Here is a 26,878-nt window from a genome sequence, read left to right on the forward strand (position 1 = left end):
TCACTAAATACTCAGCGCCCCAAATACTGACACACTTTGCTCATGTTACTTTCCTCATTACATGTGTAGAATGTCTGCTTCATTAACTTATTACAAATTAATTTCAAATGCTGACAGGTTTTAAGACTCTGGTTCGTAAAGCAACTGCGCTATTCACATCCGAAAACTCAATGGAATTGCCTTTGGTCATCCCTAAAGAAGAACATTCGCTATCTGATAGTGGAATCAGTCCAAACGCACTTAAAGTACTCCATCGATTGAATGGCGCTGGGTTTGATGCCTATCTCGTTGGCGGCTGCATACGAGACCACCTCATCGGCATGAGTCCAAAAGACTTTGATGTCGTCACTAACGCGACACCAGAAGAAGTAAACGATCTATTTTCTAATTCACGACTTATCGGCCGACGTTTTCGTATTGTTCACGTAACATTTGGGCGCGAAATTATTGAAGTATCGACGTTTAGAGCAAATACTGCGAATAATCCGCCGCCCATTCCTAAGCATGACGAGAACAAATCTCTAAAAAATAAAGACACAGCTCGCTCATCACACGGCATTATCCTACGCGATAACGTTTGGGGCAGCATAGATGAAGACGCTCAACGTCGCGATTTCACGTTTAACGCCCTGTATTTCAATATCGCAGACCGCTCGATTCATGATTTCTGTAACGGTCTTCAAGATATAGAAAACAAACAAATTCGCATAATTGGCGACCCAAGAGAGCGCTACAAAGAAGACCCCGTCAGGATGCTTCGCGCGATTCGTTTCGCAGGAAAGCTAGGATTCGATATAGAACCAGAAACCGCCGCCCCCATTAAAGAGATGGCACATCTTTTGGATCACATTCCGCCAGCACGCCTGTTTGAAGAAGTATTGAAACTCTTAGGCAGCGGACAAGGTGTTACGACCTTCTACTTACTTCGTGAATACGGCCTCTTCAAATACCTATTTCCCGATACAGACGCCATCCTAAACAGTGGCTGGAAGCGAAAAGACATTAATCCAGAACGCTTTATCCGACAAGGTCTTGAGAACACAGACCGACGCATTCAGGATGGCAAGAGCACAGCTCCATACTTTTTATATGCGATTATGCTTTGGCCAAGTGTATGCCTACGCCATGAAGAGTTTGAATCTCAGGGACTACCTGCTACGCCAGCACTGCATCAAGCCGCGACCATGGTACTCGACAATCAAGTCGCGTCCACAGCAATCCCTCGTCGGTTCTCTACTCCAATGAGAGAAATTTGGGATTTACAATTCCGCTTGCCAAAACGCTACGGTAAGCGCGCGCTTGTATTATTACAGCACCCTAGATTTAGAGCAGCCTTTGACTTCCTTCTTATTAGAGAGCTAAGCGGCACACAACTTGATGGACTAGGAGCGTGGTGGGAAAACTTCCAGCATGCGCCAGAAAACCAACAGCGCAATCTCATTTCAGAGGCGGACCCACGAAAATCTGACACGGCCGATGTCAAAAAGCGTCGCCCAAGAAGACGCCGCAAAAGCAACGCTGTTAAAAAGCAAACCCCGGACAGTTAATAATGACAGCTCATATTGTATATATTGGACTAGGTAGCAATTTAAACGACCCGCTGACACAATTAAAAGACGCGATTAGCTACCTTAGTGCTCATCCAAGCATAGAATCCTTTGAGTGTTCTAGACTGTATTCCAGCAAGCCCGTTGGCCCTCAGGATCAGCCTGACTACATCAACGCCGTCGCCCGATTTAGCTCAACACTCCCCCCTATCGAGCTACTCGACTTATTACAAAGTGTTGAACAGAATCATCACCGAGTACGCGAAAGACACTGGGGCCCGAGAACACTTGATTTAGACATCCTTTTAATCGACAGAGAAACCATCTCCCATCCACGATTAAACGTACCTCATCCATTTATGCTAGAAAGAGGGTTTGTGATCCAACCCCTATCTGACCTAGCACCTGAACTGCTTCTTTCTAACGGCAAATCCGTCGAAGAGCATGTAAAGCAACTTGATACCAGCGATTTGGTCTCGATTGAAAAAGAGTAGGTTATGTATTCAGATACTAATAAAAAATTAACGCGCCCAGTCACGCTTTCCAAGCTTCGAAAGATGAAGCAAGAGCAAGAAAAGTTTACTTGCCTAACCAGCTATGACGCGACTTTTACAGGCGCAATGAACGCAGCAAGCATTGAAACCATACTAATAGGTGACTCATTAGGAATGGTCGTTCAAGGCCAAGACAGCACTCTGCCCGTTTCAATTGAAGATATGTGTTATCACATCGCGGCCGTGAAGCGCGGCAACGATAACGCGTTCCTACTCGCAGACATGCCTTTTATGAGCTACTCCAAACCTGAACAAGCCTTAGATAATGCTGCGAAGTTAATGCAAGCTGGCGCGCATATGGTCAAGTTGGAAGGAGGAAGCTGGCTAAAAGACACCATTGGCCTTCTGACAGAGCGAGGCATCCCAGTATGTGCACACCTAGGCTTAACCCCTCAAGCGGTTCACAAGCTAGGTGGCTATAAGGTTCAAGGTAAGGATGAAGCGACAGCGGCACTCCTTCTTAAAGAGTCTCTAGAATTAGAAGCCGCAGGCACTGATATTTTACTGTATGAATGCATTCCCTCCGAACTCGGAAAAACACTGACAGAAGCAGTCAATATTCCGACGATCGGAATCGGCGCAGGCCCTCATACAGATGGTCAGGTATTAGTTATGCATGACATGCTTGGCGTCACTCAAGGCCGAAAACCTCGTTTCGTTAAAAACTTTTTAACAGACGGACGCAGCATTCAGGAGGCTTTTGAGGCCTTTTCTGACGAAGTAAAATCGGGCACTTTCCCAGCCCCTGAGCACGGTTTCTGATTTATGAAAACATTTCACACCGTAAAAGAATTACGAGATACACTCTATCAAGATCGACTAAAAGAAAAACACATCGCATTTGTTCCAACAATGGGAAACTTGCATGAAGGGCACATGGATCTAATCCGAAGAGCCCGCCAAGAAAGTGAGATCGTCGTCGCCTCAATTTTCGTCAACCCAATGCAATTTGGTAAAAACGAGGATTTGGAGCGATACCCAAGAACACTAAAAGACGATCAAACTCTGCTCGAATCCAATGGCTGTGATTATTTATTCGCGCCTGATGCCCTCGAAATGTACCCAGATGGCAAACGTAGTCAAACACAAATTGAAGTAACAGGTCTGTCTGATATTCTCTGTGGCGCGAGCCGTCCAGGACACTTTATTGGTGTTGCAACGGTCGTCACCAAACTATTTAACATAGTACAACCTGACTGTGCGATTTTTGGTAACAAAGATTATCAACAATTAAAAGTCATAGAAGACATGACCAGAGATTTAAGCTCCAACATCAACATTATTGGCGTTGATATTGCTCGATCTGAGTCAGGTCTGGCACTAAGCTCTCGTAATGGCTACCTAAGCCAAGAAGAAAGAGACATTGCAACAAACCTATATGCCACACTAAAATGGGCAAAAGATCAGCTTATGATAGGCAGCACGAGTCACGAAGAAATCCGCGAACAAGCTCAACAGAAGCTTGAAGCGGTGGGCTTTCAACGTGACTACTTTGAAATACGTGCGCAAGATAGCTTACAAACACCGTTAGAGGAAGAGAGAAGCCTAGTCATCTTGGCTGCGGCATATCTAGGAAAAGCACGACTAATTGATAATATTACCGTCGAGCTTACCTAATTCAATATCAACCTAGGGAGATTGTAATGAGCTCACCCACCGGACTTCCAGCTTGGAAGGCTTTGACTGAACACAAAGAAGAAATGTCCAATGTTAAAATGGCCACTCTTTTCGATGAAGACAGCAATCGCGCAGAAAAGCTAACGGTTTCAGCTGCTGGCTGGACATTGGATTACTCAAAAAACAGAGCCAATGAAAAAACGCTATCTCTTTTAAATCAGCTCCTCACTGAAGTCGGCATGCACGATGCTATTAAAGGCATGTTCAACGGCGACAAAATAAACAATACGGAAAACCGCTCTGTCCTGCACACTGCACTTAGAGCAAGCCATGCTCAAGAAAGTTTAATGGTCGATGACACAAACGTCCTAGCAGAAGTTCGCTCGACACTGAAACAAATGGAAAAGTTTGTTTGGCAACTGCAAACCGGACAATGGCGCGGTTACTCCAACCTTCCGATCACAGATGTTGTTTCAATTGGCATTGGTGGTTCATACCTTGGACCAAAGGTGGTTGCAGAAGCGCTAACCCCGTACAAGCAATCAAGCATCGATGTTCACTTCGTTGCTAACATCGACGGCTCAGACATTACCGAAAAGCTACGTTACTTAGATCCAGAAACGACGGTTTTTATTATTTCATCAAAATCGTTCGGTACACTGGAAACCCTCTACAACGCCAACGCAGCGCGAGACTGGTTCTTGCGCAACGGAGGTCCTGAAGAGCTAGTACATAAACACTTTGCGGCTGTGAGCTCCAATGTGGAAAAAGCCGTTCAGTTTGGTATCGCAGAAGAAAACATTTTCCCTATGTGGGACTGGGTCGGTGGACGTTACTCTCTTTGGTCAGCCATTGGCTTACCTATTGCCGTCGCAATCGGCATGGAAAATTTCAATGCCGTTCTAGACGGTGCGTATCAAATGGATACTCATTTTAAAACGGCCCCACTAGAAGAAAATTTACCCGTTATTATGGGTGCTTTAGGCGTTTGGTACAGCAGTTTTCATAATGCTCAAAGCCATGCATTGATACCTTATGATCACTATTTACGCGCCTTACCCGCCCACATTCAGCAGCTGGACATGGAAAGCAACGGGAAAGCGAACTTAGTTGATGGCAAGGCTGTAGAAACAGATACAGGTCCTATCATTTGGGGCGGTGCGGGTACAAACGGCCAACATGCGTATCACCAGCTATTACATCAAGGCACTCGCCTTGTACCTGTCGACTTCATTGCACCTTTGAAAAGTCACAATCCGGTCGCAGATCACCACGCACAGCTTTTTGCAAACTGCCTTAGCCAAGCGCAAGCGCTCATGGTAGGTAAGACTCTAGAACAAGCAGAGAAAGAACTGCGTGACGCGGGCGCGAGTGAAGCGGAAATCGCTGCTGTTGCCCCTCATAAAGTGATAAAAGGCAACCGTCCAAGTAACACTCTACTCACTGAAAAAATGACTCCTTCAACCGTCGGCGCACTCATAGCGCTATACGAACATAGGACATTTGTGCAGGGTACTATTTGGGGAATTAACTCTTTTGATCAATGGGGTGTTGAACTAGGAAAAGTACTCGGTACGGATATCTATGATCGACTCACATCGGATTCAGATAACAGTAAGCTCGACGCATCAACACAAGCTTTGATTAACGCGTTTAAAGCAGCGCAAAACTAACGCAGCTTTTTATTCCCCCATCAAACTGAAATGAACGACCATCGCGCTGTTCTTTTCAGTTTGATGGAGGAATTAGTTTTAAGAAAAGTTGAAAGACCTCTAACACCTCACCATCATACCTTCCAATCACGTATCCTAAATTCCGTACCTGCAATCACGCTAAGACAGTCTCAAACCATTTGGCGATTTGTAACAGTCGATCATCATCACGATGCCTAGCAATCAACTGAACACCCAAAGGCAAACCCGCTGAATTTTGCATTCCTGGCAATGTAATAACAGGCAAGCCCATTGCTTGCCAAGGACGGCTCATATGGGGTGAGCCGGTTTTATCATGCCCCAATGGCGCTATGTCAGCCGCCGCAGGGGCGAGTACTACATCGACATCATCACACAGTGACCAAAGCCATTTATCCGTCTCTTCCGCGGCTTTCAGCGAGCCCAGATAACGCGCTCGCTTCATCGACTTACCTTGCTCCATTAAGTCACTCAGTGGATCACTGAGCATTTCCGGCGAATTAGATTCTAGCGCTAAATTACGACACACTTCCCACGCCATAATGTGACCATGATGATCCACCATCTCTAGCAGCTCACCACCCGCCTCTAAATCAACAACATCAACACCTTGATTCAGAAGTCTGTCACTCAGTGCAGACAAGGCTTGCGCCATTTCGACAGAAGTGTCGCCAATTAGAGCACCCTGACATACTAGGACTCTAAGCGGCTTAACCGACTCATTCGGCGCATCAGACAAGTTCTGACGCATTAAAATAGAACGCAATAACTGAATATCTTCGACATGACGAGAGAACAAACCTAGAGAATCAAGCGACTGAGCCAGTGGCTGCGCTCCTCTCAAAGAATACTCTCCTCGACTGCCAACGTAGCCAATTGAACCACAATATGCCGCAGGACGAATGACAGAAGCGGCGGTTTGTGATCCTAATGCAACAGGCACCATCGTATCGGCTACTGCTGCAGCAGAACCACTTGAAGACCCGCCTGGTGTTCTGGCTAAATCTTTTGGATTGCAGGTTTTACCAGGCTTAAAATAGGCAAACTCAGTCGTGACGGTTTTTCCAAGAATAATCCCACCAGCCTGACGAATCAAGGCAACACAAGTCGCATCATCAATCGGTTGACGCCCCTTATGAATGGATGACCCCATTTCAGTTGGCATGTTTTTAGTATCGATAATATCTTTGATGCCAACAGGAAGGCCTTTTAGAAGGCTGCTTTCATAAAAGCTTTGATTATCGCGATACTGCTTCAAATACGCTTCGCGATCTAACTGGTATTGCCACGCGCGCACATCAGGTTCGCGTGCTTCAATTTGATCGAAGCACGCATTAATGATGGCCTCCGCAGTGTGTTCTCCCTTTTCAATAGAGCGACACATCTGGCTTAAACTCAACGTATTCGGTTTAAGTGGTAACGTCATATTTCAGGTAGACTCCAAAACAAAGGTCATAGGAAGCATTAGCGTGCGCTAGATTGCTCATTTAAGGCGTGATAAGCACGATTAAAGTACACAAGACCTTCGCCATTCTCTCCAACCACTGCATCTTTTACTCGGCAATAAAAAATAGAATGCGAACCCATTTCATGGGACTCATGTATTTCACAGTCAAAGCTCACTAACGCTTCTTCCAAAATTGGCGCGCCCGTTTTCAATGTTGACCACTTATGTTTTGCAAAGCGCTCTTCACTTGATAAATCACGGTTTGCGAAATCCCAAGACACGTCTTGATGATGACCTTGCAAGACATTCACACTCAACACACCGTTCTTTTGAAAATGCGGGTAAGCGAATGAATTACGGTTCATACACACCAATAGAGTAGGTGGTTCATCTGTCACACTTGTTACTGCCGTCGCAGTAAACCCAAAACGCCCAGCTTCACCGTCTGTTGTAATGACAGTAACCGCACTTCCTAATAGTGACATGCCGTCACGAAATAATTTCACATCAACCATTTACGCTCTCCCGATCATGATTTAGCGTTGTTTGTTATATTTCTAGCTGACTAAATATCCAGAACCAAACGATCCGATAAAGAGCGAGAACAACAAAGTGTCATTTGATCGTTATCATCTTTTTCGTCATCAGTAAGGTATACATCGCGGTGTTCGGGCGTGCCTTCCAAAACATCACATAAACACGTTCCACACGTTCCTTGCTCACAAGACACCTGAACTTTAACGCCTGCCGCTTTTAACGCGTCAGCAACGCTTTCGTCTTCTTTCACGGTAACAGTAATATCACTTTGCTCCGCATACACTTCGAAACTGTTACCGCCTTTTTCAACATCAACCGTAAAGAACTCTCGGTGAATCGCTTCGTCCGCAAAGCCTTTTTTCAGCGATGTATCGATCACCCACTCCATAAACCCTGTTGGACCACAGACATAAACATGGCTATTGCTTTGTTTGTCTTGTAGCACACTATCTAGATTTAATGGCTTTCCGCCTTGTTCAGAATCAAAATGCAAATTCACTTTATCTGCAAATGGCGCCGATTTTAGTTCATCTAAGAAACCGCTGGTTTCTGGAGATCGGCTACAGTACCAAAGCTCAAAACTACGACCAGCGTGTGTCAATTCATACGCCATTGCGATCATAGGCGTAATACCAATACCGCCACCGATTAAAATAGAATGTTGTGCTCCCTCATCCAAAGGAAAAAGGTTACGCGGCTTACTCACCACCAACTCTTTACCTTCGAGTAAGTTTTCATGCACAGCGATCGACCCACCTCTAGAATTAGGATCCTTAAGAACACCTAACCGATACACTTTATCGTTGGCAGGGTCGCCGCATAGTGAATATTGACGAATAAGCTCGTCTGATAGGTGGAGATCAATGTGTGCGCCTGCGTCAAACACAGGTAAGGCATTGCCCTCTAAATCCGCTAATTCCAATGCCACTACAGTATCCGTGTGCATCTCTCTTTTCTGGACAACTACTTTTAATAACTCGTCAGACATGTCCTCTCCCCCTAATTCTCTCTTATTTCTTTATGCTCTTATTACGGTACGAAAGGCACGTTAAAGCAGTGGCTAGGTTATAAAACCGGGCCTTTGTTAAACGGTTCCGCATAAGGCTTTATATAACGACAATAAACACACAGTACGCTGATAAACGTTAGGGAATACCCTAGCGCATAAACAATCCACCATTGACATCCCAAGTGGTGCCTGTAGTGAAATACGCTTCAGGGCGGGCAAATTGAACAACCACATCTCCGATAAAATCAGCGTCTCCCAACTCACCGACAGGAATGGCATCCAGTAGCGTTGCTAAACGCTCTTCAGGCACCAGCGCGCTCACCATTGGCGACTCGATCGGCCCCGGCGCAACCGCGTTGACGGTTACCCCTTTCGACGCCAACTCTTTCGCGAAGACTTTCGTCACCGTAATAATGGCACCTTTAGAAGCCGCGTAGTGCGCGCCCGTTGACGTGCCACCATTTTGTCCTGCTAACGAGGCCATATTAACGATACGGCCATAGCCTTGTTCAGCAAAGTAAGCTCCAATGACCTGACAACCGAAGAACGTGCCGCCAAGATTTACGTTGACGACTTCATTAAACTCTTCAGGCGAAATCTCCATCACCGGCGTCGCTCTAGTAATCGATGCATTGTTTACCAATACCTGCAAGCTACCGAATCGTTTGATCGTCTTTTCAAGGGCCAGCTCGAAGTCTGACTTGTTTGCTATATCCAAGCTCAGTGACAATACGGTTTCACCACTCGCGTCCAACTGCATAGCCGCATTTTCCGCTGCGATGGGATCTCTATCTGTGACAACTAATTGATAGCCCGCCAACTTTAGACTTTTGGCAATATGGAAACCAAGCCCTTGTCCCGCTCCAGTCACTAATGCTGTCTGCAGTTTCACTTCACCAGTCATGCAACACTCCTCTCATAAATTCCAAGCTCAAAAAACGTCGATAACATGGTGTTAGAAAATAAAGCTGACGGTTCTTAAATAACCGTCAGCGTGCAACAGTTTGACCACTTTACGCTGAATGCTGTAGCTGCTCCCTTTCGGCGTTAAAATATACTCAACGTCCGCAGGATACGTGATCAATTTACCGTGACGCAGCTCGTTTAGCGTCATTGCGCATCGTGCAGTCACTTGCTCTTCATTTTGTTCAACAATGCGTACACGAGACATCATACGAACCGTCATGCTTGCAGCTCCTGCAGATACAGACTCACCACTTTCTAGACGAGTAACACGCATACGGCGCATGTCTTTGTCATCTAAAGCAAGGTTAAGAGTCGCCTCGTAATCCGTTTCGTTGCTGTCTGTTGGAACAATGTAAAGTCCAGAGTCATTCCAAAGAGTCAACCAATCTTGGTATTCTTTATGATCAAGAAGATCGGCTTCGTGCCAAATAAACGCGGTAACGTTGTTTACCAAATTTGCATCAACCGTCATGACTACTTCTCCTCACCTGCTGCCATCATTTTCTTGTAGTGCTGATAAGCACTGCGCATGCCTGTTTCTGAACATACCGCGCCTGCTGTATTGCCATCAGGTGTTGTGAACAATTTACCCATGCCTCGGTTTACAAGAATCCAGCCGTCTTGACCGGCCATCGATCCTTTTTGAACACGCTCCCAAGCTTCTCCATCATCTGGTGTACCAAAGCCCATAGGCCCTTGGAAGTGCTCATGTAGACGCATACGTTTTTGGTTGAAGACAGCCGGAGCACCTTCACCACCTAAGGCAACGTGCTGAATTTCAGTCTCGTTCACGTTCACAGGACGAAGAACACGGAAAAACGCCATTGAACAAGAGACGTTCGGGAATAGGTTTAGGTTAAAGCCTGTACCATGTGACGCACGTACTAAACGTTTGATTTGCTCTTCGCTTTGACCTTCTTCACGAAGTGCTTGAGCAAGTTCTTCGAATCGTGCTGGGATTGGCTGATCTAGATCTGCTTCCAAATCAATTAGCTCAGGAATCATCACCATAACACTGTGACCATTGCCTAGATCTTCAACAAAACCTTCACCATCCAAAAAATCGAAAATGTCTGCGGTCGCATCATCAAGCGAGCTTACGAATGACTTGTGGACTATCGGGAAATGGTAGGCGTCTGTTGTGTTCTCCAACTGAATTTTCCAGTTACCCGGAAAGTTGAAACGATGCTCACCCAATACTTTAAGAGGGAAACCTCCGCCTTGTTTAATAAACAAGTCGATCCATTTTTTAGCCTTACCTAAAAAATCTTCAAGCGGCTCAATGTCGTCTTTAAAGGTTGCAAAGACCAACCCTTGGTAAGATTCATGACGTAAGCTCTCTAATGGCAACTCATTCTTATCAAGAACACCATCGTATTCTTCAAGCTTTGGCACACCACGTAGGCTGCCATCTAGACCATAACCCCAACCATGGTAAGGACAAGCAAAGGCTTTCGTTTTACCTTTGCGATGCTCACAAACTGTCGCACCACGGTGGCGGCAGCGATTAAGCAAAACATGAGTGTTCTTTTTACGATCACGACTTAAAATAACAGGATGACGACCGATATAAGAGGTTTTAAAACTCCCGGCTTCTGGCACTTCACTTTCATGGCCAATGTAAACCCAAGTGCTATTAAATACTTTATCTAATTCTTCTTCGTAAATCGCGGGATCAGAATATAGGTCTTTATGTACTCGACCTTCTTCAACCATATCTGCTGCTTTTAAACTAATATTTTCTAATGAAATCAATTCACTCATGGTTTTCTCGCTTAATTCTGTCTGCTTAAGTGACTGGCTAACCAGCAGCACATGCGCTCTGAAGAGCCACCTTCAAAAGAAGATGTTCAACTATTTTTCGGAACCTGGAACAGGTAAGTGAGCGTCGTCGTTCCAACTGCTGACGGGACGGCTAAATCGATTTTCGGTCTGGAAATGAGACATCTGCCATGTGTCACTTTGACGTTCGAAATCGATTGTCAGTCGGGCACTGTTTAGATGAGACCCATCTTCTGAAAAAGACGATACCTGCAGCATATTCCAGCTTGCGGATGCACAATCGCCATCCACACGTATCACTTCCGACGTCAAATAATGCACATTAAGCGAAAAATGAGCAGGTTCTGCCGTATATTTCGCTAGCATATCGACAATAGCCTTACGCCCTTTAAAGCCGCCAAAGCTCTTCGCATATCGTGCACCTTTGCCTTCCCAAATAGCCCCTTCTGTGAACAACTGCCCAAGTTCATCTAAAGGAGTTTCTGGATTAAGGTGATCACACAAATCCATATAACGATTGATGCACGCGCGAATTTTATTCTCGCTCTCAAGTGCATCTAAACGTTTCAATATTTCGTCAGTAGCCATCATATTAGGCACGCTGTACGATTAGCTCACGACCAACGCGGGCATCTACTTTCGCGTAACGCCACAGCTTGTAAGGTGTGTCGCCAACTGCTGTAGATCGGAACAAGTTGCAGCACGCGACGACGGTGTCGTAGTCTGCTACATCAGCCATCAAATACGTTGTCCAAGGGTAACCATCAGAAGGTCCGACCATACTTTGGTCGTCATCCATATTGCCGATTACTTCCACACCTTCCATATCGTGAATGCCATTCCACATTTCACCAAACGCAGCCCATACATCTAGCTGCTCATCTCTCGCAGCATCCATGAAGTTTTGGTTGATACCCATGCAAAACAAAACGCGAAGTGGTTTTTTATCGCTCATAACTATCTTCTCCATTCACCGCAATAATTAAAGATAACCAGGCAGAGGATCCTGCCCAAAGAAAATGGCACCGGCATTTTGCCAAGTGATATCGCCCATAAAGGCGTGTTGAGTCACTACCTGAGCGTCATTAACAAAACGAGCAAGAGGGCTCGCTTTATAGATTCCAGTCATACCAGATAGCATTTGAACTTTACGTGCTACATCCGCAGCAACGCGTGTAAGGTGAGTAGAAGAAAGGCGCAACAGATTAGTTTGCTCTTTGCTTACCTCTCCTCCCTCTTCAAGTGACGCCCAAGCGTCATCAATTGATTCGTAAAAGAAAGAGCGAGCTGCACGTAGCTCTGCTTCCGCTTTTGCAACTTCGACTTGTGTCAGTGGTCGCTGCCCCATATTGGGAGCACCAGTAACAGAAGCACGTCCAGCAGCCATCGCCTGCAATTCATCCAGTGCGGCTCTCGCAACACCTAAACCAACGACCGCTAATACCTGTGTCGCAAAAGAAAGAGAAGGGTAACGGAACATATTTTCGGTAAGGTTCGAAGCCCCACCACGAACAAACGACCAATCTTCAGGAACAGTCACGTTATCAACAACTAAGTCGTGACTTCCTGTGCCCGCCATACCCACGGTATTCCAAGTCTTATCGATAGAAACTTTATCAGCGCTCATGACAGCCATACGTGGCAAGCCTACTTTGTCGCCCTCTTTTGGCGCAATACCAACACCGACAACATCCGCGCCCATACAACCGCTAGAGAATTTCCAGCGACCTTTTACGGTAAAGCCTTCTTCAGAGACCTCAGCCGCTTGCGGAGGGAAGATACCACCAGCAAAAACCAGATCCGGAGTCTTAGCATATACTTTCTTTAGCGTCTCAATCGGCAATGCTGAAAGGTATACAACCCCCATAGCAAAGCTTCCAACCCAGCCCGCAGAACCATCCGCTTTGGAGATTTCTTCAATAACTTCACAGAACTGAGCCGCTGTTAGTTCGTCACCACCTAACGATTTAGGCACCAGTGAACGATACAATCCAAACGCTTTAAATTTATCGATTATGTCTTGGCTAATGAAAGTTTGTTCATCAAATTCGTTTGCGCGTGCACGTTCGCTAATCTCACTTAATAATTGCTGGAACTCGCTTGTGCCCAGCGCATCGTAGATAGTGCTACGCTGCGCTGATTCATAGGCTGGCATCATTATTATCTCCTGACTTATTAAAGTGCGCCTCAGTAATTTGAGACTCGTTCACTCTCCGATAGAGACGGCTGGATTGCCTCTAACACTGGCTCAACACCTCGCTTTCATTTCAGTCTTTTTTTTGAAGCGCAGGCATAACACCCCTATGCAGCAACACTTCAAAAAGAAAATGAACAGATGACGTTTTTATTTAAATTGGCCCTATTTACTTTACTTGTCAACTAATTATTTAGCCAGAAATCGGATAAAAAAGATTGAAAAACAACCAAAAAATCATTCAATATAATTAAAAAACAATAACTTAGACATAAACCAAATCACATAAAAATAAATTACAAACTTTACAAAAAACGTTAAAAAAAGTTTATTTTTCAACTAATTTCAAGAGAACCCACCCACTGAAACCGAGTGAAAAATAGCACCAATTTGCGAGTCTAAAAATCAAATTACCCGAAAAAACACAAGATTAATACCCTCAAAATTCATATGAAATATTAGTTGACAATTCAATTGAATAAGGGGATTTTCATATTAAGTACATTTTATGTACAAAATATGGAGGTTGATCTAGAAAACAAAAAGCTTGCACGCAACTTGCAAGACAGAAAAAACAGCAAGCCATTATAAATAATAATATTTTTCTTCTTTACTGGCAGGATCCTATATAAGAAGAACAAGAACGAACCGTAAACAACGATCGAAGGTGAGGAGTAAAAGAAAGCTCTTCTCAGCGCTAAAACAACAAGTAAAACATTGTTTTTATAAGTAAATAAGGAGCAAATTATGTCGCTAAAAAGTAGATTTTTATTGTTAGGTTGTCTTTTATCTTCGATGTCCGCCCCAAGCTTTGCAGAGATCAAAGTGGGTGTCATATCATCAAGCACTGGCCCCATTGCCTTAGTGGGCATTCCACAAAAAAACTCCATTCCTCTACTTCCAAAAGAAGCAGCGGGAGAAAGCATCACCTACATTCCTCTAAACGACAGCAGTGACCCAACCGCAACCGTTAAAGCCTTCAAGAAATTAATCGATGAAGAAAAAGTAGACGCCATTATCGGACCATCCGGTTCAGGAAACGCAATGGGCGTCATTCAATTTGCGGCGGAATCTGGAACACCGATGCTGGCGCCAGTAGGTACCGCTGCGGTGGTCTTGCCAATGACAGAACAAAAAAAGTGGGTTTTTAAAACCACTCAAAATGATGACTTAATCGCGTCCGCATTAGTCGATCATATGAAGCGCACTGGTGTGAAAACGTTAGGTCTAATTGGCACAGCTGATCCATTTGGAGAAAACTGGTCAAAGGTAATGAAGAAACTTGCGAGCGATAACAACATTGAAATCGTCGCCAACGAGTCTTTTCAACGCCAAGACACCTCGATCACGGGCCAAAGTCTAAAACTACTATTAGCAAGCCCAGACGCCGTATTAATAGCCGCACCAGGAAGCTCATCAGTTCTACCGCAAACAACATTGAAAAGTACGGGCTATCAAGGTCAGATCTACCAAACTCACGGCGCAGCACTTGATCCATTCCTAAAACTTGGCGGGGACGCAGTTGAGGGGACGATATTGGCTGCAAGCTTAATGCTGGTTCTTGACCAAGCGCCAGAAACGCCATCAAAAGCAATCGCGACTAAGTATGTCGAAGACTACCAATCCCTCTACAACAAAAAGCCTGCCACGTTTGGCGGTAACGTCTTTGACGCAGGGCTTTTGCTAGAAACCGCCATTCCTACTGCCTTAAAAACAGCAAAACCAGGCACACCTGAATTCCGTGCCGCACTTCGCGATGCATTAGAAAGCACAACGGAGCTGTCAGGCACACAAGGCGTTTATAACATCACGCCTGAAGATCACAGTGGTTTTGATGAACGAGGCCGTGTGCTCATCACTGTTAAGAACGGCAAATGGCAACTTCTAGAAGAATAACGTGTAGATAAATACGTGATACGCGCTGGCGCCCCCTAGACGACAGCGCGGCTTTCTATACGACTACGTGAAAACGTTGGTTTCAGACATACCGTTTTAACGACAAGAGTGCCACTTAAGGCACCTATACGATTGAGAAGTTACAAGGAAAAGGATATGAATGTTCAAGTCGCTGCGTTACTTGGACAGGATGGACTAACCAATGGCGCGATTTACGCACTGTTGTCATTGTCCATTTTGTTAGTCTTTACCGTTACCCGAATTTTATTAATCCCTTTAGGCGAATTTGTTACCTTTGGGGCGCTCACAATGGCCGCCATTCAAACAGGTAAGCCGCTGGCTTTAGAATGGCTTCTGGCGGCATTAATGCTAATCGACATTGCATTGGATGTTTACTCACGAAGGGACAGGACAGTAAGTCGAAAGCAGTACCAAATGATCGCTTTAAAGGCCGCTTACCTTGCTGTCGTATTGTTTGTTACACAAACCTTTACTCTTTCTGAACTGCCTATGCTGGCACAATCCATCTTGACGTTGTGCCTTATTGTTCCAATGGGCCCAATTATGTATCGACTATTTTTCCAACCATTGGCGGATGCAGCGCCTTTGGTTCTGCTCATTGTGTCGATTGCGGTGCATGTCGCTATGGTAGGAATAGGACTGCTTCTTTTTGGGCCAGAGGGAGGACACACCAAGCCTTTCTCAAATAGCATGCTTCAAATAAGCAATATCTTCATAAAAAGTCAGGCTTTATGGGTTATTTTTAGCGCCCTATTTCTCATCCTCGCACTTTTCTTCGCGTTTGAGCGCACTTTATACGGTAAAGCACTCAGAGCCGCCGCTGTGAACCAAGTTGGAGCACGTTTGCTTGGCATTTCCCCCGTATTCGCAGGTAAGGCCACTTTTGCTTTAGCGGCCTTTATAGGCTGCGCGTCGGGCATTCTTATCGCCCCCATTACAACGCTCTACTACGACTCTGGTTTTGTTATCAGCCTTAAAGGGTTTGTTGGCGCGATCATTGGCGGACTAGCAAGTTACCCCATTGCCGCGTTTGGCGCTGTCGTCGTTGGCCTAATAGAAGCTTTCTCTATGTTCTGGGCCAGCAGTTATAAAGAGATCATCGTGTTCACACTGATTATTCCTTTTCTTATTTGGCGCTCAATGAAGGCCTCACATGTGGAGGATGAATAATGAAACCTCGTATCCTAATTATCTTAGTCGCTTGTGTGGCGTTACTTGCACCGCTTGTATTACCTAGTTTTCAGATCACGCTATTAAACTATATTGGTCTCTACGCGCTTGTTGTCCTTGGATTAGTACTGTTAACCGGTGTAGGCGGAATGACCAGTTTCGGGCAAGCTGCATTTGTAGGATTAAGTGCCTATACGACAACCTATTTAACAACAACCGCCGCTCTGCCAGACTGGTTAAGCTGGACAAACGGCTCCCCTTGGTTCGGTTTAGTGTTTGGCTTACTCCTTACCGCTGCAATAGCACTTATTCTAGGCGCACTTACCTTACGTTTGTCTGGACACTATCTGCCACTAGGCACGATCGCTTGGGGTATCTCACTGTATTATTTCTTCGGCACCATGACATCAATGGGTGGGCATACTGGGGTCAGCGACATTCCACCTTTAACCTTCTTCAGGCTCATCCTTGATCAGGGTGAAGAGATGTTTTACGTGATTTGGGTGATTCTTGCCGCAGCCATGTTTATCACACACAACCTTCTATCGTCACGTGAGGGTCGAGCAATACGCGCCTTAAAAGGCGGTCAGCTCATGGCGGAAGCGATGGGAGTAAATACGTTTCGATCCAAAATGATTGCGTTCGTTATATCCGCTCTATTCGCCGCGCTTTCTGGCTGGCTTTACGCTCACACACAACGCTTTATCAACCCGTCGCCTTTTGGCTTACACATGGGGATAGATTACCTCTTTATGGCGTTAATTGGCGGAGTCTCCAGCGTTTGGGGCGCTTTATTAGGCGCTGGTACGCTTACTATTATGAAACAGTGGCTGGAAGATTTATTACCCCTCATTCTAGGCAGTGACGGCCAATATGAAAGCATCGTTTTTGGCCTTCTTATTGTCTTGTTAATGCAACGCTCGCCGAGTGGACTGTGGCCATTTTTAGTCAAACTAACCCCAAGCTCCTGGCGCAGTAATAATCATCTCACTATCGATGATAACGCCAAGACGCTCGACCGCCGAGATCTGCCTGCAAGAGAGTCATTACTACTCGAAGCCAAAGACGTAACACGACGTTTTGGTGGATTAATTGCCAACAATAAGATGAACTTATCTCTGCATGCAGGCGAAATACTCGCGCTTATTGGCCCTAACGGCGCAGGTAAATCGACCATGTTTAACCAGCTGTCTGCGGTCGATACGCCGACTGAAGGCGAAATCATCTTTAGAGGAAAAAGTTTAAAAGGCAAAAATGCACGTCAGGTTGCCGAAATGGGTATGAGCCGAACATTCCAACACGTCAAGATGCTTCCGACGATGAGTGTGCTTGAAAATGTGGCACTTGGTGCACACATGCGTGGTCAAAAAGGGGTTGTCAGTGCTTCTCTGCACCTCGAACGCAAAGAGGAGCAGCGCTTATTAAAAGAAGCGAAGCTGCAAATCGAACGCGTCGGCTTAGGTGAATATGTCTTCGAAGAAGCTGGCAATCTCGCTTTAGGGCAGCAGCGACTGCTAGAAATTGCGCGCGCTCTGTGCTCCGACCCGTGTGCACTTCTGCTTGACGAGCCAGCCGCCGGACTTAGATTCCTTGAAAAACAAGCCTTGGCGGAACTGCTGGTGAAGCTACGTGGAGAAGGCTTGGCCATTCTACTCGTCGAACACGATATGGATTTCGTTATGAACCTTGCCAACCGCATCGTTGTGATGGAGTTTGGAGAGCTGATCGCAGAAGGCCTGCCACACGAAATTCAAACTAATCCAGCAGTCTTGGAAGCTTATTTAGGAGGCGTGGAATGAACCAGTCACAAACCGCACATCATGTAGCGCCGAACTCTCTACTGGACGTAAACAACTTACATGTCTCTTATGGCAAAGTAGAAGCGCTAAGTGATATTCAATTATCACTTAAAGAGGGCCAACTGGTGACAGTCATTGGGCCAAACGGAGCGGGAAAATCCACTCTTCTTTCCGCCATCATGGGCTTACTTCCCTCAACGGGGGACATTCTATTTGACGGTGAGCACTATACCAGTCCAGGAATAGAAACCCTCGTGGGGAGAGGCTTAGGGCTTGTGCCGGAAAAGCGCGAGCTATTCAACACGATGAGTGTGCAAGACAACCTACTGTTGGGTGCATTTCAACGATATCGCAGAGGAGATAAAGCCTATCTACAGTCTCTTGATGAGATTTATGAGCTTTTCCCTCGTTTACAGGAACGCAGCAAACAGCAAGCAGGTACGCTTTCCGGTGGAGAGCGTCAAATGCTAGCCATTGGGCGAGCGATGATGGGGAAACCTCGTTTACTTATGTTAGACGAACCAAGCCTCGGATTGGCGCCTCTCATCACTCGGGAAATTTTTCGCATTTTTAATGATCTACGCAGCAAAGGTGTCTCGATTTTACTCGTAGAGCAAAACGCCCGCGCCGCTTTGAACGTTGCCGATTACGCCTATGTACTTGAAGGCGGCAAAATCGCCATGCACGGTGTCGCTTCAGATTTAGCAAATGACTCGAGAGTCATTGATGCCTATTTGGGGTTAGCCAGTAAACACCAAGATATACTATCTAATTAAGGAGAGAAACAAATGAAAATCTGTATAGCGGGGGCAGGCGCTATTGGTTGCGCCTTGGCAGCGAGGCTGGCGAAAGTACACAAACAACTTTGCTTACTGGCCAGAGGCGACAACCTAATTAGGATCAAAGAGCAAGGAATCCATTTAAGCGACTTGGACGGTGAACATCACGTTCACGTCCGTGCAAGCGATGATGCAAACTTTTTAGGCCCTCAAGATCTAATCCTCGTATGCACTAAAACCATGGCTCTTGAAACTATTTTAACCAGCATCCAACCAATGATTCACTCAAACACTGTGGTCATTCCAGTCGTTAATGGCATTCCTTGGTGGTACTTTAAAGGTATCGAAAGCCGCTTTGGCGGCGAAAACATTCGCGCTCTTGATCCTAAAGACCAATTAGAGACACTGCTCCCTCACAGCCAGATAATTGGCAGCGTCATCTTTTTAACAGCGTCACGAGTGGGACTGGGAAACGTGAAAGCAAATAACCCACACTTAATCGTATTGGGTGAAATCAATCATGAAATGACTGATCGGTTGGAAGCAATACGCACTGTTTTTGAACTAGCAGGAATCGAGTCTCGCTCAACGGACAATATTAGAGATCAACTGTGGACCAAAGTCGCTGCTAACCTGACGTCAAACCCGCTGTCTGTCGTCACACAAAGCACACTAGAGCAAATCTATTCTGATCCAAGGTTAACCCCTTTAGTGCGGAGTATTTTGGACGAAACTATGCTAACGGCAGCGGCATTTGGTGCCAAAATACGTTTTGATCCCCCGACCTTTATGGAACTCGGCGCGGGAATGGGTGCCATAAAGACCTCTATGCTGCAGGACTACGAGGCAGGGCTTCCATTAGAAACCGACGCGATTGGGAACTCCGTCTTAGAGCTGGCCTCTAAAATGGACCTTTCTATGCCCACCACAAAGCACATTATAAACCTCGCTGAATTTATGTCTGAACAACAACGCTCGGTGGCGTAAGGAGAGAATATGTCGTCTCATGTAACGAAACCCGATCACTGCTCAGAAGAAGAATGGCAACTGAGAGTAAAGCTGGCACATTGTTATCATTTAATTGATTTCTTTGGTTGGACAGAAACCATTTTTAACCATATCTCGGCACGTTTGCCACACATTGATGGAGAGTACTTAGTTAACCCCTTCGGGCTAAACTACACGGAGATAACCCCTAAGAATCTCATAAAAGTCGATGTAAAAGGCAACAAACTTGACGACTCACCTTATGATGGCAACCCAGCTGGGTTTGCCTTGCATGGTGCGATTCATGCCGCTAGAGAAGATGTCCATTGTGTGATTCACACTCACACGAATGAAGTGTCTGCTGTGGCGATGAAAAAAGCAGGATTTTCGCACGATAGCTTCTATGGCGCGCAACTTTATGGACGCGTTGGTTATCATGATTTCGAAGGCATCACATTATTTGATGACGAGAAAGAGCGAATGCTAAAAAGTTTAGGAGATAAACATATTTTAGTACTGCGAAATCACGGCATTGCCGTCGGTGAATTCGATATTGAACGTACCTTTTTCTTACTCTGGACCGTACAACGTGCCGCCGAAATCCAAGTCACATCTGGTGCACTTGGTGGCGCGGACGTTTTACTTGGCGAAGACGTACAAACAAAATGTGCCGATCTGACCCAAATGCTTATAAAAGACAGTGGCTTTGCGGATAAATTTTTCAATGCCATGGTTCGAAAAATGGAATTAGAGAACGGGCCTTGTTGGTAATCATTGCCATACATCCTGTCACCTTTGCATAAAATCATACTATAATGCGAACGCTTTAATCTAAAGACAATCGGATTAAAGCGTTCATACTATGCGCTAGAAACCGTTAACCTCTCGCTTTGTAGTCCAGATGATAGCCTTTAACGTATGAATGCAATTACTTAACTTTTCAAGGAATTTTGACTTTCTATGACCAGTGTAAAGCGCTTACCTCGCAGTCAGAGATACAACCCCGCCAGCGAAGATTTTCACAAAGAAGATTTTCCTTTTTATTGGCTTGCGCGAGTACATGGGCGCTATCAGTTTGCGATGGAAAGAGCGCTAAAAAAAGTAGGCTTGGACATTCCTAGCTGGCGTATTCTCTTTATTCTAAAAGAAGAAGGCGTTTCTAGTATGTCTCAAATTGCCGAACATGCTATCGCGAAACTACCGACCGTAACGAAAACGGTATACCGAATGAAGAACGACGGCTTACTCGACACCCAAGTGTGCGATGACGATGGCCGTGTAACTCGTGTGACACTCACTGAAAAAGGCTGGAATGCCGTCCATGTGATCGAGGAAGCCACTCAAGGTTTATTTAAGCAAAGCTTTAAAGGCATGACCGAGGCACAAATAAAACGCCTCAATAAACTGCTTGATCAACTCTTTCATAACCTTCCTGAGCCGATGTAAGCCGATCTACTAAAAAGCCACGATAGATACCCGTCGTGGCTTTTTTAATTCATACCGCTCTTTTATCTATTATACCGCTGCGCGAGCACGTACATGCTTGTCTGCTAGCTCTTCTTTATCCGTCTTAATAATAGATAAGTTGAACTCAACATCAAGATATTCGCCATCAAAGCCATGTTCAGCAATTTTAGCTGCGTCTGATACAGAAGTCGCTTCTACAACAAGCTCGTCGCGTGTTGCAAATGCGAAGTCATCAAACGTGTACTTATCACCTGCTAGGTTGATCTGCGTTGTGAGATGCTTGTAGCCAGATTTCGCAGCGAAGAAGTGGATATGCGCTGGGCGATTACCGTGACGACCTAGAAGATCTAACACTTTCATTGTAGAACCACCTGGAGGGCAACCGTAGCCATTCGGTACGATACTGCGAGCGTAGTAGTATCCGTTTTCATCCGTTACCACTTTACGACGCAAGTTGAAGTCGCTTTGAGTCGTGTCAAAGTATGAATACGCACCTTTTTTATCAGCATGCCACAAATCAACCACTGCACCAGCCACAGGCGCACCCGTTTCATCTGTTACTTGACCATGCAACCACATTCCTTGGCCAGGAGTGTTGCCATCGTCCATGCGTGTAACCGTTTGATCTTTTGGAGCGCCTTCAACAAACAATGGTCCTTCGATTGTACGAGGCGTACCACCTAATAGACCCATTTGCTCGTCTTTCGCGTCTTCACGAATGTCTAGGAAGTGGTCGAAACCTAAACCTGGAGCCAAAAGTACGGCTTCCATGTTACTTCCCAACTCATTTAGGTAGTTAACGCCATGCCAAAACTCTTCCGGCGTTACGTCTAAATCTTCAACCATTTGGAAAATATCGGTAACGAGGCGAGCAACAATTTCCTTAGCTCGTGGGTTTCCTTCGTTATTATCAAAGCCTGCCACTTTGTGTAATAACGCTTTCACTGCTTCTGTTTGCATTGTTTTAACAGTCATTTTGTTTTCTCCGCTTTAATGTCTCGCGAGACATAATTATTATTTTAGTTAACGGTATAACTATACAATGAGGAAAAACCTCAAAGAGGATTAGAGCGACTAGCTTTCCTCTTATTTAATGGAAGACGGGTGCGGGCACAAAGGCGTTACCGACATCTCCATAAAAGGGTATAAAGGCAGACCCATAAGAAGGTCATGCAATTCAGTATTGTCCTTAACATCAAAAATGCTGACGTTGGCATATTGACCAACGACACGCCACAAATGCATCCAGATGCCATCTTCTTGAAGCTTCTGTGCATAATTCTTTTCTTTTAACTTGATCGCCTCAAATTCTTCTGCAGGCATATCTTTTGGAATGTTTACCGTCATTTCTACTTTAAATAGCATGGTTCTACCTCTTAATCTTTACGTTGATATTCAGCTAATTTGAGCTCATCCAATTCAATGCCTAGACCGGGCAAATTCGGCACATCCACTCCATTATTGTGGTAACGCAATGGTTGTTTGATAATGTCATCTTGCAGGAGCAGCGGACCAAACATTTCACTTCCCCATCGCAGGGTTGGCAATGTTGACCAAGCATGAATCGCTACAGCGGTTCCAATAGAACCTTCCAACAAGGTCCCACCGTACAAACCAAAGCCCGCACTTTCTGAAACGACTGCTGCTTCTAACGCTGGAATAGGACCACCCGCTTTAGCAATTTTTAAAGCGATGCCACCATTAAAACCGTGTTTAGCGAATTGGTAGACGTCTTTCGCGTCAGCCACGCCTTCATCGGCAAGAATAGGTATTTCAAATTTATTTGAGAGACGTGCCAAGGTATCAATGTCTTTTGCAGGGGTAGGCTGCTCAACCAAGTCAACACCCGCTTCCTGTAATGCCGCCATACCTTTTACGGCTGTCGCTTCGTCCCACGCTTGGTTGACATCAACGCGTACGCTTGCGCTTGCGCTGTCACCTAACGCTGCTTTGATCGCAGCAACGTGCGCAACATCTTCTTCAACAGGGCGAGAACCGATCTTCAGTTTGAAATCACAGTGGCGTCCAGCAGCAATCAGCTCTTTTGCTTCCGCGATGTCTTTTTCAGTATTGCCTGACGCTAACACCCAAAGACATGGAATATGGCTGTGAATCGCACCGCCTAATAGAGTGGAAACAGGCACACCTAGATGCTTACCTTTTAAATCAAGTAATGCTGTCTGTAGTGCAGACTTGGCGATCATGTTACCTTTAACGGCAACATTTAAACGCTGCATAAGATAACGAACACTGTCTGTCGACTGACCGATGAGCAAAGGCGCTAGATAGCGGTCGATGTTCATTTTAATACTTTCGGGGCTTTCTGGACCATAAGCCAACCCACCAATGGTTGTGCCTTCACCTAGACCTTCACAGCCTTGATCGTCTTTTAGACGAACAATGACCATCGTTTGTACTGCCATTGAGGTCATAGAGAGCTTATGAGGTCGAATTGTTGGTATGTCGACCAACAAAGTTTCGATTTGTGTAATTTTCGGTGTCATTCTCTAATGCGTCCGTTATTGTTTTTTCTACACTAGGCTTTGATTCAGTTAAGTACCAATATCAATTTGGTCGCAAGCAATACCTTGGAGGTATAGATGGAGTTACGCCATTTACGATATTTTTGTGCCGTCGCAGAAGAAAAGAACCTGACGCGTGCTGCCGAAAAGCTGTTTATCGCCCAGCCACCTCTAACGCGACAAATCAAACAAATCGAAGAAGACATTGGCGCTCAGTTATTCGAACGCCATGCTCGAGGCTTAACGTTAACACCCGCTGGACAATATTTTTGGCAACATGCTAAACAAATTCTTGAAAAAGCAGACGTTGCCATAGAAAACACTCGTCGTATCGCTGAGCGTCAAAAGACCTTGTTTGGTATTGGTTTTGTTCCTTCCGTTTTTTATGGGCAGTTGCCGACCTTGGTTCGCGAATTGCGACAGAAGAACCACGTTGAGATACAACTTCAAGATCTAAAGACGGGCGAACAAATCGAGGCGTTAAAAACAGGGAAAATCGACATCGGTTTCGGCCGACTATTGATCCCAGATGACCACATCGAGCAAACAATTTTATTTCAAGAACCGATGCTGGCCGTCTTGCCTGCCGACCATCCATTGGCGGACAGTGAAACAACACTCGAGGAGCTAACTAAACTGCCTATGGTGGTTTACCCTAGGAATAACCCCATCAACCCGACCTTTGCAGACATTTGCACTTCCCTCTTCACCAGCAGAGGGCTCAAGATCAACGTTGCGCAACAAGTCGACGACTTACAAACGTCATTGGGGTTAGTAGCTTCTGGAATGGGCTTTGCTCTCGTCTCAGAGCAAGTAAAACAAATTGGCCGAAAAGACGTCGTGTTTGTTCCGTTGAAAGACAAATCGATAACCTGCCCGGTTATCTTTAGTCGTCGCAAAGACGATTCCGACCCCGTTTTAGAATTAACAATGAAAATTTTATCAGAGCTAGTCGAAAATCGATTACAAGGCCGCTTCCCTTAGCAGCCGACTCAACCGCGAAATTACCCAAACTGGATGCTTCTCATTCGATAAAAAGTAGCGTCAATTGACGCTACTTGGTATGTAATCGTATTTGTTCTACCGCGTCTTTAAGGACGGGTAAACACTCTTCAACGAGTGCTTGATGACTGACTCTTGATGCGTTGGTACTTAAGTTTATCGCGCCCAGAACGTCACCATTGTATGCCACCGCAGGGACCGCCAGTGAACGCAACCCTAAATCAAGTTCCTGATCGACGACACAATAATCCTGAGCACGAACCTGATCGAGCATCGCTTCAAACTTAACTGGGTCGGTAATGCTGTGTTCGGTAAAGGCTTCAAGGGTTAAGCTGTCCAACCAAATTCGTTGCTCAACTTTGGGCATACGCGAGACGAGTACGCGCCCCATTGAAGTGTAGGCAGCCGGTAAGCGCGTACCAGCACTCAGAGAAATAGACATCAAACGGTGCGCTGCAGGAGAGCGAACCACATAAATAATATCATGCTGATCCAAAACACCTAACGAAGAAGACTCACCTAGCCGCGTCGTTACATCCCGCAAGTAATGTTCAACCACACTGATATGATCGTTACTCGCACCATAAGCAGAGCTTAGGCCAAGCACCTTAGGCGTCAGTCTAAATTGCCGCCCATCACGATCAATGTAACCTAAAGAATGCAATGTCAGAAGAAATCGTCTCGCCTTAGCTCGATCCATTCCGGCCTGTTCCGCGACTTCAGACAAGGTCATCGTACTGTGCGAAGAGTCAAACGCGTTCAAAACATCTAACCCCGACGCCAATGCACCTACATAGTCCCTGTGATCTGGTGACAACTTTTCTTCGCTCATTCTCTGCCTTTTCATCGTATTGATTTACCGCATCATTATTTCTGATTCCGCAGCGTGTCGCCACTAGAATCCACATTTAGGATGATTTTTATGGCCAAAATTACGACGTTTTTTAACCTACCAAATAACCTTGGAGTAAAAAAAACTGTCATGAAAGCTTGACCAATTATTATCCTTTATACTATTTTGTTCGTATTGCGCATATATGTTCGCATAAAAAAACAAAACAAGATAGAGGATAAAATGACGCAATTCATGACTCTTAGCGAAGCCATAGCGACCCAGGTAAACGATGGTGATTCCCTCGCTTTAGAAGGATTTACACACCTTATTCCTTTTGCTGCAGGACACGAAATCATCCGACAGCAACGTAAAAGCTTAACCTTAACTCGCATGACACCTGACGTAATTTACGATCAACTAGTTGGTGCAGGTTGCGTCAAAAAATTGGTCTTTTCTTGGGGTGGCAACCCAGGTGTCGGCTCACTTCATCGAGTAAGAGACGCTATTGAACACGCTTACCCATGCCCGATAGAAACGGTTGAACACAGTCACGCGGCGATGGCGAATGCTTATGAAGCAGGCGCGGCAGGTCTACCAATGGCACTTTTCCGTGGATACGTGGGCAGCGAGCTACCTCAAGCCAATGATGACATCGCTTGGGTTACTTGTCCGTTTACTGGCGAAGAGCTTTCAGCGGTTCCCGCCATCAAACCTGACGTAGGTATCATTCATGCACAAAAAGCCGATCGCGCTGGAAACGTGCTAATTGAAGGTATTGTGGGCGTTCAAAAAGAAGTTGTACTTGCTTCAAAACGCAGCATTGTTACTGTCGAGGAAATCGTTGATTCATTAGAAGCAACGCCAAATGCTTGTGTTCTTCCTGCTTGGACCATCGACGTTGTAGCCGTAGTAGAAGGCGGTGCTCACCCATCATACGCACATGGGTATTACCCACGAGACAACAACTATTACAAACAATGGGATGCGATCAGTCGCGATCGTGACAGCTTTAATCAATGGCTAGAATCACACGTTTTTGCTAAGGGAGACGCTTAA

General features: G+C 45.5%; 27 protein-coding genes. 14 read left to right on the forward strand and 13 right to left on the reverse strand.

The window, feature by feature from the left end; all coding sequences use genetic code 11:
- Positions 1–107: 107 nt before the first annotated feature.
- From pcnB to pgi, 5 genes are read left to right on the forward strand one after another with little or no spacing between them, the layout of a single operon-like run.
- Positions 108–1,547, forward strand: coding sequence for a polynucleotide adenylyltransferase PcnB (gene pcnB, locus MARME_RS18140; RefSeq protein WP_013662722.1), 1,440 nt, complete (start codon positions 108–110; stop codon positions 1,545–1,547).
- 2 nt (positions 1,548–1,549) lie between these two features.
- Positions 1,550–2,041: a 2-amino-4-hydroxy-6-hydroxymethyldihydropteridine diphosphokinase gene (folK, locus tag MARME_RS18145; protein ID WP_013662723.1), complete on the forward strand. Its 492-nt coding sequence runs from the start codon at positions 1,550–1,552 to the stop codon at positions 2,039–2,041.
- A 3-nt stretch (positions 2,042–2,044) separates the two neighbouring features.
- A complete protein-coding gene (panB, locus tag MARME_RS18150) occupies positions 2,045–2,863 on the forward strand; it encodes a 3-methyl-2-oxobutanoate hydroxymethyltransferase (protein WP_013662724.1) in 819 nt (272 codons plus the stop codon).
- A 3-nt stretch (positions 2,864–2,866) separates the two neighbouring features.
- Positions 2,867–3,718, forward strand: coding sequence for a pantoate--beta-alanine ligase (gene panC, locus MARME_RS18155; protein WP_013662725.1), 852 nt, complete (start codon positions 2,867–2,869; stop codon positions 3,716–3,718).
- Positions 3,719–3,744: 26 nt separating this feature from the next.
- Positions 3,745–5,391 carry a glucose-6-phosphate isomerase gene (gene pgi, locus MARME_RS18160; RefSeq protein ID WP_013662726.1) on the forward strand — a complete coding sequence of 549 codons (1,647 nt, stop codon included), beginning with the start codon at positions 3,745–3,747 and terminating at the stop codon, positions 5,389–5,391.
- 154 nt (positions 5,392–5,545) lie between these two features.
- On the opposite strand, the gene MARME_RS18165 is transcribed toward pgi, so the two are convergent.
- The 9 genes from MARME_RS18165 to MARME_RS18205 form a co-directional block, all read right to left on the reverse strand.
- Entirely contained in the window at positions 5,546–6,835 is a 1,290-nt protein-coding gene (locus tag MARME_RS18165; protein WP_013662727.1) for an amidase, read from the reverse strand.
- Between the two features lie 38 nt (positions 6,836–6,873).
- Entirely contained in the window at positions 6,874–7,371 is a 498-nt protein-coding gene (locus tag MARME_RS18170) for a flavin reductase (RefSeq protein WP_013662728.1), read from the reverse strand.
- Between the two features lie 50 nt (positions 7,372–7,421).
- Entirely contained in the window at positions 7,422–8,381 is a 960-nt protein-coding gene (locus MARME_RS18175; protein ID WP_013662729.1) for a PDR/VanB family oxidoreductase, read from the reverse strand.
- Positions 8,382–8,550: 169 nt separating this feature from the next.
- The gene (locus tag MARME_RS18180; RefSeq protein WP_013662730.1) at positions 8,551–9,306 is read right to left on the reverse strand and encodes an SDR family NAD(P)-dependent oxidoreductase; all 756 of its coding nucleotides are present in this window, start codon (positions 9,304–9,306) and stop codon (positions 8,551–8,553) included.
- A gap of 51 nt (positions 9,307–9,357) precedes the next feature.
- Positions 9,358–9,840, reverse strand: a complete 483-nt coding sequence (locus MARME_RS18185; protein WP_013662731.1) for an aromatic-ring-hydroxylating dioxygenase subunit beta — start codon at positions 9,838–9,840, stop codon at positions 9,358–9,360.
- Positions 9,841–9,842: 2 nt separating this feature from the next.
- Positions 9,843–11,132, reverse strand: coding sequence for an aromatic ring-hydroxylating oxygenase subunit alpha (locus MARME_RS18190; RefSeq protein WP_013662732.1), 1,290 nt, complete (start codon positions 11,130–11,132; stop codon positions 9,843–9,845).
- Between the two features lie 90 nt (positions 11,133–11,222).
- Positions 11,223–11,741 (reverse strand): nuclear transport factor 2 family protein, encoded by a 519-nt coding sequence (locus tag MARME_RS18195; RefSeq protein WP_013662733.1) that lies wholly within the window; start codon positions 11,739–11,741, stop codon positions 11,223–11,225.
- A gap of 1 nt (position 11,742) precedes the next feature.
- Positions 11,743–12,105: a hypothetical protein gene (locus MARME_RS18200; RefSeq protein WP_013662734.1), complete on the reverse strand. Its 363-nt coding sequence runs from the start codon at positions 12,103–12,105 to the stop codon at positions 11,743–11,745.
- Between the two features lie 27 nt (positions 12,106–12,132).
- On the reverse strand, positions 12,133–13,308 hold the full coding sequence (locus MARME_RS18205; protein ID WP_013662735.1) for an acyl-CoA dehydrogenase family protein: 1,176 nt from the start codon (positions 13,306–13,308) through the stop codon (positions 12,133–12,135).
- 783 nt (positions 13,309–14,091) lie between these two features.
- Between MARME_RS18205 and MARME_RS18210 the strand changes: the two genes are divergently transcribed.
- From MARME_RS18210 to MARME_RS18240, 7 genes are all read left to right on the forward strand, one after another.
- Entirely contained in the window at positions 14,092–15,240 is a 1,149-nt protein-coding gene (locus MARME_RS18210) for an ABC transporter substrate-binding protein (protein ID WP_013662736.1), read from the forward strand.
- Between the two features lie 156 nt (positions 15,241–15,396).
- The gene (locus MARME_RS18215; protein ID WP_013662737.1) at positions 15,397–16,431 is read left to right on the forward strand and encodes a branched-chain amino acid ABC transporter permease; all 1,035 of its coding nucleotides are present in this window, start codon (positions 15,397–15,399) and stop codon (positions 16,429–16,431) included.
- The gene (locus tag MARME_RS18220) at positions 16,431–18,230 is read left to right on the forward strand and encodes a branched-chain amino acid ABC transporter ATP-binding protein/permease (RefSeq protein ID WP_013662738.1); all 1,800 of its coding nucleotides are present in this window, start codon (positions 16,431–16,433) and stop codon (positions 18,228–18,230) included. The genes MARME_RS18215 and MARME_RS18220 overlap by 1 nt, the downstream gene beginning before the upstream one ends.
- Positions 18,227–19,006, forward strand: a complete 780-nt coding sequence (locus tag MARME_RS18225) for an ABC transporter ATP-binding protein (protein WP_013662739.1) — start codon at positions 18,227–18,229, stop codon at positions 19,004–19,006. The genes MARME_RS18220 and MARME_RS18225 overlap by 4 nt, the downstream gene beginning before the upstream one ends.
- A gap of 12 nt (positions 19,007–19,018) precedes the next feature.
- Positions 19,019–19,996 carry a ketopantoate reductase family protein gene (locus MARME_RS18230; RefSeq protein WP_013662740.1) on the forward strand — a complete coding sequence of 326 codons (978 nt, stop codon included), beginning with the start codon at positions 19,019–19,021 and terminating at the stop codon, positions 19,994–19,996.
- A 9-nt stretch (positions 19,997–20,005) separates the two neighbouring features.
- Positions 20,006–20,767, forward strand: coding sequence for a class II aldolase/adducin family protein (locus MARME_RS18235; protein ID WP_013662741.1), 762 nt, complete (start codon positions 20,006–20,008; stop codon positions 20,765–20,767).
- A 189-nt stretch (positions 20,768–20,956) separates the two neighbouring features.
- Positions 20,957–21,442, forward strand: coding sequence for a MarR family winged helix-turn-helix transcriptional regulator (locus MARME_RS18240; protein ID WP_013662742.1), 486 nt, complete (start codon positions 20,957–20,959; stop codon positions 21,440–21,442).
- Positions 21,443–21,511: 69 nt separating this feature from the next.
- Here the strand turns inward: MARME_RS18240 and catA are convergent, their stop codons facing one another.
- The 3 genes from catA to MARME_RS18255 all read right to left on the reverse strand — a co-directional run bounded on the left by catA (position 21,512) and on the right by MARME_RS18255 (position 23,967).
- Complete coding sequence (gene catA, locus MARME_RS18245) at positions 21,512–22,438, reverse strand: catechol 1,2-dioxygenase (RefSeq protein ID WP_013662743.1); 927 nt, start codon at positions 22,436–22,438, stop codon at positions 21,512–21,514.
- A 111-nt stretch (positions 22,439–22,549) separates the two neighbouring features.
- Entirely contained in the window at positions 22,550–22,828 is a 279-nt protein-coding gene (gene catC / locus MARME_RS18250; protein WP_013662744.1) for a muconolactone Delta-isomerase, read from the reverse strand.
- A gap of 11 nt (positions 22,829–22,839) precedes the next feature.
- Positions 22,840–23,967: a muconate/chloromuconate family cycloisomerase gene (locus MARME_RS18255; protein WP_013662745.1), complete on the reverse strand. Its 1,128-nt coding sequence runs from the start codon at positions 23,965–23,967 to the stop codon at positions 22,840–22,842.
- Positions 23,968–24,063: 96 nt separating this feature from the next.
- Here MARME_RS18255 and MARME_RS18260 point away from each other — a divergent pair, with 96 nt between their 5' ends.
- Complete coding sequence (locus tag MARME_RS18260; RefSeq protein ID WP_013662746.1) at positions 24,064–24,969, forward strand: LysR family transcriptional regulator; 906 nt, start codon at positions 24,064–24,066, stop codon at positions 24,967–24,969.
- A 70-nt stretch (positions 24,970–25,039) separates the two neighbouring features.
- Here MARME_RS18260 and MARME_RS18265 read toward each other — a convergent pair whose 3' ends face one another.
- Positions 25,040–25,819, reverse strand: coding sequence for an IclR family transcriptional regulator domain-containing protein (locus tag MARME_RS18265; protein WP_013662747.1), 780 nt, complete (start codon positions 25,817–25,819; stop codon positions 25,040–25,042).
- 243 nt (positions 25,820–26,062) lie between these two features.
- Here MARME_RS18265 and MARME_RS18270 point away from each other — a divergent pair, with 243 nt between their 5' ends.
- On the forward strand, positions 26,063–26,878 hold the full coding sequence (locus tag MARME_RS18270; RefSeq protein WP_013662748.1) for a CoA transferase subunit A: 816 nt from the start codon (positions 26,063–26,065) through the stop codon (positions 26,876–26,878).

Source organism: Marinomonas mediterranea MMB-1, from assembly GCF_000192865.1.
In the GTDB taxonomy this organism is placed as follows: domain Bacteria; phylum Pseudomonadota; class Gammaproteobacteria; order Pseudomonadales; family Marinomonadaceae; genus Marinomonas; species Marinomonas mediterranea.

What these genes read in the sequence shown, in the direction of transcription:
- MARME_RS18225 (WP_013662739.1), top strand. Translation starts at nt 18,227, where the DNA reads ATGAACCAGTCACAAACCGCACATCATGTAGCGCCGAACTCTCTACTG.
- MARME_RS18240 (WP_013662742.1), top strand. Translation starts at nt 20,957, where the DNA reads ATGACCAGTGTAAAGCGCTTACCTCGCAGTCAGAGATACAACCCCGCC.
- MARME_RS18165 (WP_013662727.1), bottom strand. Translation starts at nt 6,835, where the DNA reads ATGACGTTACCACTTAAACCGAATACGTTGAGTTTAAGCCAGATGTGT.
- MARME_RS18235 (WP_013662741.1), top strand. Translation starts at nt 20,006, where the DNA reads ATGTCGTCTCATGTAACGAAACCCGATCACTGCTCAGAAGAAGAATGG.
- MARME_RS18200 (WP_013662734.1), bottom strand. Translation starts at nt 12,105, where the DNA reads ATGAGCGATAAAAAACCACTTCGCGTTTTGTTTTGCATGGGTATCAAC.
- MARME_RS18195 (WP_013662733.1), bottom strand. Translation starts at nt 11,741, where the DNA reads ATGATGGCTACTGACGAAATATTGAAACGTTTAGATGCACTTGAGAGC.
- MARME_RS18190 (WP_013662732.1), bottom strand. Translation starts at nt 11,132, where the DNA reads ATGAGTGAATTGATTTCATTAGAAAATATTAGTTTAAAAGCAGCAGAT.
- panB (WP_013662724.1), top strand. Translation starts at nt 2,045, where the DNA reads ATGTATTCAGATACTAATAAAAAATTAACGCGCCCAGTCACGCTTTCC.
- MARME_RS18175 (WP_013662729.1), bottom strand. Translation starts at nt 8,381, where the DNA reads ATGTCTGACGAGTTATTAAAAGTAGTTGTCCAGAAAAGAGAGATGCAC.
- MARME_RS18230 (WP_013662740.1), top strand. Translation starts at nt 19,019, where the DNA reads ATGAAAATCTGTATAGCGGGGGCAGGCGCTATTGGTTGCGCCTTGGCA.
- MARME_RS18210 (WP_013662736.1), top strand. Translation starts at nt 14,092, where the DNA reads ATGTCGCTAAAAAGTAGATTTTTATTGTTAGGTTGTCTTTTATCTTCG.
- catC (WP_013662744.1), bottom strand. Translation starts at nt 22,828, where the DNA reads ATGCTATTTAAAGTAGAAATGACGGTAAACATTCCAAAAGATATGCCT.
- catA (WP_013662743.1), bottom strand. Translation starts at nt 22,438, where the DNA reads ATGACTGTTAAAACAATGCAAACAGAAGCAGTGAAAGCGTTATTACAC.
- MARME_RS18215 (WP_013662737.1), top strand. Translation starts at nt 15,397, where the DNA reads ATGAATGTTCAAGTCGCTGCGTTACTTGGACAGGATGGACTAACCAAT.
- pgi (WP_013662726.1), top strand. Translation starts at nt 3,745, where the DNA reads ATGAGCTCACCCACCGGACTTCCAGCTTGGAAGGCTTTGACTGAACAC.
- MARME_RS18255 (WP_013662745.1), bottom strand. Translation starts at nt 23,967, where the DNA reads ATGACACCGAAAATTACACAAATCGAAACTTTGTTGGTCGACATACCA.
- MARME_RS18170 (WP_013662728.1), bottom strand. Translation starts at nt 7,371, where the DNA reads ATGGTTGATGTGAAATTATTTCGTGACGGCATGTCACTATTAGGAAGT.
- MARME_RS18205 (WP_013662735.1), bottom strand. Translation starts at nt 13,308, where the DNA reads ATGATGCCAGCCTATGAATCAGCGCAGCGTAGCACTATCTACGATGCG.
- pcnB (WP_013662722.1), top strand. Translation starts at nt 108, where the DNA reads ATGCTGACAGGTTTTAAGACTCTGGTTCGTAAAGCAACTGCGCTATTC.
- panC (WP_013662725.1), top strand. Translation starts at nt 2,867, where the DNA reads ATGAAAACATTTCACACCGTAAAAGAATTACGAGATACACTCTATCAA.
- MARME_RS18180 (WP_013662730.1), bottom strand. Translation starts at nt 9,306, where the DNA reads ATGACTGGTGAAGTGAAACTGCAGACAGCATTAGTGACTGGAGCGGGA.
- MARME_RS18265 (WP_013662747.1), bottom strand. Translation starts at nt 25,819, where the DNA reads ATGAGCGAAGAAAAGTTGTCACCAGATCACAGGGACTATGTAGGTGCA.
- MARME_RS18185 (WP_013662731.1), bottom strand. Translation starts at nt 9,840, where the DNA reads ATGACGGTTGATGCAAATTTGGTAAACAACGTTACCGCGTTTATTTGG.
- MARME_RS18220 (WP_013662738.1), top strand. Translation starts at nt 16,431, where the DNA reads ATGAAACCTCGTATCCTAATTATCTTAGTCGCTTGTGTGGCGTTACTT.
- MARME_RS18270 (WP_013662748.1), top strand. Translation starts at nt 26,063, where the DNA reads ATGACGCAATTCATGACTCTTAGCGAAGCCATAGCGACCCAGGTAAAC.
- MARME_RS18260 (WP_013662746.1), top strand. Translation starts at nt 24,064, where the DNA reads ATGGAGTTACGCCATTTACGATATTTTTGTGCCGTCGCAGAAGAAAAG.
- folK (WP_013662723.1), top strand. Translation starts at nt 1,550, where the DNA reads ATGACAGCTCATATTGTATATATTGGACTAGGTAGCAATTTAAACGAC.